The following is a 5,774-nucleotide window of genomic DNA, read 5'->3' as shown; positions in this document are numbered from 1 at the left end:
TGCAGCATTAGCAACAGTGGCAGAAAAAAGGCTAAAAGTAGTGGCTATAGCTAGAATAGCTTGACTTATTAATTGATGTTTTTGATTACTCATAATTTTCTCGATGATGTTAGATACAGGGGCAAACGGCCTTTTTACCCTAAAGTTTTGAGGCGATCGCTCTTTTCTATAAGCGGTCTTGATTTTTTTTTGTATTATTTTGTATTATTGCGATATACGCAATAAAAGAGAACGAAGACCTAAATGTAGAAGCGAACGGCCGTTTGACCCTACTGGATGTCTAATTCTTAACTACGACGTTTGTATCTCAATAGAGCGATCGCTCTTTTAATGAATCACCAAATCTGATTTTTTTTTGTATTATTTTGTATTATTGCGATATACGCAATAAAAGAGAACGAACACCGAAACCACCTAATATAAATAGACCAAAAATTGAACCTGGTTCAGGAACTTTTTCTGTTTCAGGCCCTCCAGTGCCACCGTCAGCTTCGGAGGCAGTGACAATAGTAACGGCATAACCAGGACGAGAACCAGCATCATTAATAGATAAGTAACCGGGAATATTTTTGTCGAAAGCAGCGTGAGCAGAACCACGCCAGTTGCTTAAACCTGCGGTTGTTAAGCCTTCGTTCACAGGAAATTCGGAGGTCTCTGTGGGAATCACGACGCTGTCGTCCCCAACATAGGAAACATAACTTTCTAATTCATCCTTCAAAAAAGAGCGATCATTTAACCACCACCGCTGACGCCGAGATGGTGGAGCGCTAAGTCCGCCATGACCATCAGGCAAAACGACAATACCCATACCTTCACCACTGCCTGCCCAGTTAACGGCATTGATTAAAAAGCCCAGGGGACCATTAGGGCGGGGACCAACGTTATAAGTGTAGTGATGATCTGCATCCTAACCGCTTAAGAAAGTACGGTTGCCCCTGGCTGCGGATATCGCCTCTTTGTTATTTAAAATCCTAGTAGGATCGAAGTTAAATGCCTGAGTTGGCGTTTGAAATTTTGAACCAGTTCCGATCGCCAAAACATCATAATCAGAAAAATTGGGTGTGGGGTCTTGGGGATTCCAGAAAGTGAGATTCCAATCTAAACTGCCGTCGCCTTCTGGGTCAAATGTTGGTGCTAGAGTAGCTATTTCTGAGATTGTGGAATTGTAAGCATTGGTATGACCATACCAGAGAACATTGAGAGATGCAGCATTAGCAATAGTGGCAGAAAAAAGGCTAAAAGTAGTAGCTATAGATAGAATAGCTTGATTTATTAATTGATGTTTTTGATTACTCATAATTTTCTCCATTATTCCATTATCTAGATTTAGATGTAGGGACAAACAGCGGTTTGCTTCTACGGTTAGATTTAATGTAGAAACACTTCTTTACTAAAAATGTGGTTACTCCCGTTATTGGCGATCGATAACTTAATTAGGGCTTGCTGATTAAATATAAAAGTCTTTACTGATATTGGTTTTAGGCTTTTTAGGTAGTGAAAAAGTACCCCTGTTTTCCCCTAAGAATGCTCAAAAATTGAGTATTTGGGTAAAAATTGGGTAGACTTGGGCCTGGGATAATTTTTCCTTTGTATCTCTTCTACAACCCCTGATTCCTCTTGACTCTTGACTCTTGACTCTTCACTACTCCCTACTCCCTACTCCCTACTCCCTACTCCCTGTCTTAGCAAAAAGACTTTTGAGCGCAAACCCTAATTACAGATTATAGAATAGGCAAATCAAAACATTGTCGAAAATCGACAGTGAAGATCGACAAATTTTTGACAAATTCAAAATCTTACTAAAATTTAGTCATAGCAATGTATTCAGCATAATATGAAGCGAAAATCGACAAGAATATTTTTAAAACTTGTCGATTTTCGACAATGTGGAAAATATTAGGAACGGGCAAGATGCCCATTCCACAAAACTATTAAGCCCCATTTTTTCTTACTTTCTAAGAATTACTCTGACTAAAAGGTAAATCCTCATTAATTCTCTCCATTTCTAGCTGTTCCATTTCATTCACTTGCTCAATATAAGACAAGAAGATTTTTGACAAACGATTATGATAAAATTTGTGCATACTATGGTTAGGTGTCGCTGGAAAACCACGCCGTTTTTTGTGACGCCCACCAGCACCAGGGTCAAAAGTATTAACACCATGATCGATCGCCCATTCTATCGGAGCATAATAACAAGCATCAAAATGTAAACAGTCTATTTCGTAAGTGCTGCCCCAGTAACGACCGTAAAGGCGATCGCCCTTAGTAATACAAAACGACATTCCCACAGGGAAGCGGTCGTCCTCCTCACTGTAACCTGCCACAAATAATACTCGATGGCGAAAGTCGTGATGTAATTGTTCAAAAAATCGCTTCGTTAAATATTTACTACCCCACCAACCAAATTTATCGCAGGTACTTTCGTAAAAACTGTACATCTGAGAAAACAGAGCTTTCGGTATTTCATCCCCAGTCAAAGTCTGCATTTGTAAACCAGCTTTTCCTACTGCTTTACGTTCTCGCTTAATATTACGACGTTGATTAGCATTAAATACCTTGAGATAGTCATCAAAAGTTTGATAACCTTGATTCTGCCAAATGTAACTATGGTGTAGCCAACTGCTAAAACCATTACGTTGCAGTACAGGATGCCATTCTGGATCGACATAGAGAAAATGACATCCAGAAATATGATGGCGATCGCAAAAATGATCGATTTCCCTGACCATCAAAGCTGTCATTTCATCCTCATCCTCCCCAGGCGCGATTAAAAATCTATATCCCTCAGCAGGAGTAAAAGGCGACATTCCCAATAACTTCGGGTAATATTCAATACCTAAGCGGTAAGCTATCTCGGCCCATTGATGGTCAAAAACAAATTCACCTTGACTGTGTCCCTTGATATAAAGTGGAGCTGCTGCTATTAGTTGTCTATCTCGCCATACCGTTAAATGTTGCGGTAGCCATCCACTTCTACCACCCACACTACCAGAAGTTTCCATATTATGCAGCCAGTCCCATTCTAGGAAGGGGGTTTTTAAAGGTTGGGCCAGAGAATCCCACTCTGGCTTAGGGACTTCAGCAATTTTACCAATCCAGGCTAGAGAATATTGAGGTTTAGGCTGTTGGATCATGTTTAAATCTTTATTGGCGTATCCGATATCTAAGTTAATCTATTCTCAACTTATTGTGCATTTGTTGGCCGTGCTTGAAGAAGTAGTCAGATAGGGGAGTCGCCGATAGGACGATGTACAGGAGAATGCGGTGATATCATGTCCGGTAGCATCGGTTTCAACAATTAATAATTAATAATTAATAATTAATAATTAATAATTAACAATTACCTCTCCTTTAAAAGAAGAGGATTGACTCAAAGGAAAATTTTTCTTTTTATCCCCTTAAAGGAGGAAGCTTTAAACCACAATTTTTCGGTAATTAGATAAAGAGAGTGGGGAGTGGGGGGAGTGGGGGAGAAACTGAAAGACATCCTTACTACTCCTTTACAACCAAAATTTATTGTAAAACACCAAAAAACATACTGCTATAAAGCTAATTTGAAATAGAAGAAATAGGAAAATAACTATTTACCTACTTTACTAACTAATAATTTGTTCTCTCACCCAATTCCGAAAGGTTTTCATAGTTTGATTTCTACCCATATTTTGACAGCGAATACTATATTCTGGAATTATTTCAGTTAAGGGCAAATCTGGAAAATGAGGGCTAAATTCTGATTCTACATATTTATTATTTTCTAACACATAGATTTGTAATTTTTCTTTTTCAAATCGCCAAAGTTCCCCTACTCCTAAATTGGCATAAATACTCAGATGAGTACGAGAAGTTATATCTATTTCTAAAGCTAAATCTGGTGGTGGATCGATAGTTAAATCTAGGCGTTCTTTCCCACGAACTTTAGCTTCATTTTCAATATAAAAACAATTGTCTGGTTCTATTCCTTTTGCCATTTGTTCATTTTTGAAAGTTGTGGAACCTAGAGTTAAAAATTCTCTGTCTAGTTCTTCTAAGAGTGCTTTTACTAAGTCGCTAATAATTTCTTTGCTAAGTTCGTGTTTTGGTAATGGACTCATAATTTCTAAAGTGTTATTTGCATAAGCTATTCGAGAAGCACGATTTTCTCCTAAGTCTGTGAGAATTTCTTCAAATTCTTGCCAGCTTACATCTTTTAACAACACTTTTTGCCCTGGTGGTACGGTTAATCTTTTGAGTTCTAGCAGCATTTTTTTCCTTTATTATATGATGATATACTCAAGGATTATATTATATTATTTAGATAAATTGAGTTGTTGATTAATTACTACGAGTGGGAAAAACTTACATAGATTTTCAGAATAGTGGATTATTCTGAAAATTAAGACTTTGCAGTTCTATTTACTTAGGGTTTGCTGATTAAATATAAAAGCATTGACATATAAAGGTTTTAGCATTTTTTAGTTAAAAAAAGTCCAAGATTTTAGGTCGTAATGGTTCAAAAAATTAGCATTTTAGGCTCATAGTTACGCAGAATAATCCCTTGATTATTCTTCCTCCTACCTCCTCTATAATTCCCCGTTCCTCCTGTCTCCCCCTCCCCTCCTGGGAGGGGCTAGGGGTGGGTTGTCTCCTACCCTTACCCATAAGACTTTTGAGCGCAAACCCTACTTAGGACTTGCTGATTAAATATCGCGCGCATTGACTGATATTGGTTTTCGGCAAATTATGTCTATTAAAAGTATGAGCTTTTCAGTTGCTGTGGTGAAAAAAGTGGCGAACTGCCTTCACTGTTGTCAATGATTCTATTATCATAGCGTGATGCTATATCTACTGAAGCGCTTTAATCAAATTTGAGTGTTTTGACGAGATTAAAAGTAGCACAAGATACAGATAGGGTGCGCACTGCACACCCCATTCAGCAATATGGAAATTTATCGTCGCTAAACTTCTAGTTAGGGCTTGCTGATTAAATATAAAAGTCTTGATATATAAAGGTTTTGGCCTTTTTAGGTAGTGAAAAAGTACCAGGTTTTTGCCGTCCATTGCTCAAAAAGTGAGTATTGGGGTAAGATAGAGGCAGAATCACTATTGGGATAGTTTTTCCGAATAGGTCCTCTACAACTCCTGATTCCTCTTGAGTTTTCACTACTCCCTACTCCCTACTCCCTACTCCCTGCCGAGCGCAAAAAGACTTTTTCAGCAAACCCTAGTTAGGTATAGGGTATTAAGTTTGAGGAAGCAGATGTTTCAACAGCAGTATTGCAAAGCAACTCTTGTTGAAAACCTCACCGTCACCTACAGTGAAAATAAGCTTCTTAGGGTTTAATCCCGATCAAATTGACATACTCCCGACGTTGCCCTTACGGGACAATGCGGGATTCTGAGCGCCAGGGAAACCCTGACCGCTGTTTTAACAGAGGTGATGTCCTCCCCCTGTGTTGATAATAATCCAACCCACCCCCATCCCCTCCTGGGAGGGGAGCTAGAGGGGTGGCTGAGTTATAGTCTCTATCTAATTCTTGACCACATCTAGAGCAAGAATGCCAGCGCTCTGATAAGCTTTTAGAGACTTTATTCAAGCATTCCCAACAATGCAGAATCTACCAAGATTTCTAAGTTAGTTAGAATAATGGCTGTGCATATAATTGTCAATAGCTATAGCAAACAGAACTATAGGAAAACCGCAATACTTTAACTTATAACCCAGCTCCTAGTAGGCGTTATGGATTAAGTAGATTGAGAGAAGATGTTTGGAACAATATACCATATGACACCAT

Annotated in this window: 6 protein-coding genes; all 6 read right to left on the bottom strand. The window is 38.6% G+C overall.

The window, feature by feature from the left end; translation table 11 throughout:
* Positions 1-370 precede the first annotated feature (370 nt).
* The 6 genes from F6K54_RS27320 to F6K54_RS27295 all read right to left on the bottom strand — a co-directional run bounded on the left by F6K54_RS27320 (position 371) and on the right by F6K54_RS27295 (position 5,576).
* Positions 371-808 carry a PEP-CTERM sorting domain-containing protein gene (locus F6K54_RS27320; protein ID WP_293084633.1) on the bottom strand — a complete coding sequence of 146 codons (438 nt, stop codon included), beginning with the start codon at positions 806-808 and terminating at the stop codon, positions 371-373.
* A 99-nt stretch (positions 809-907) separates the two neighbouring features.
* On the bottom strand, positions 908-1,297 hold the full coding sequence (locus F6K54_RS27315; protein ID WP_293084630.1) for a hypothetical protein: 390 nt from the start codon (positions 1,295-1,297) through the stop codon (positions 908-910).
* A gap of 658 nt (positions 1,298-1,955) precedes the next feature.
* Complete coding sequence (locus F6K54_RS27310; RefSeq protein ID WP_293084629.1) at positions 1,956-3,137, bottom strand: GNAT family N-acetyltransferase; 1,182 nt, start codon at positions 3,135-3,137, stop codon at positions 1,956-1,958.
* 462 nt (positions 3,138-3,599) lie between these two features.
* Positions 3,600-4,244: a Uma2 family endonuclease gene (locus tag F6K54_RS27305; RefSeq protein ID WP_293084626.1), complete on the bottom strand. Its 645-nt coding sequence runs from the start codon at positions 4,242-4,244 to the stop codon at positions 3,600-3,602.
* 719 nt (positions 4,245-4,963) lie between these two features.
* Positions 4,964-5,143 (bottom strand): hypothetical protein, encoded by a 180-nt coding sequence (locus F6K54_RS27300; protein WP_293084623.1) that lies wholly within the window; start codon positions 5,141-5,143, stop codon positions 4,964-4,966.
* A gap of 214 nt (positions 5,144-5,357) precedes the next feature.
* Positions 5,358-5,576, bottom strand: coding sequence for a hypothetical protein (locus F6K54_RS27295; RefSeq protein ID WP_293084620.1), 219 nt, complete (start codon positions 5,574-5,576; stop codon positions 5,358-5,360).
* Positions 5,577-5,774 lie beyond the last annotated feature (198 nt).

Origin of the sequence: Okeania sp. SIO3B5 (assembly GCF_010692555.1) — a bacterium.
In the GTDB taxonomy this organism is placed as follows: domain Bacteria; phylum Cyanobacteriota; class Cyanobacteriia; order Cyanobacteriales; family Microcoleaceae; genus Okeania.
Note: the sequence above shows the minus strand (reverse complement) of the source record. Positions and strands in the feature narration are given on the sequence as shown.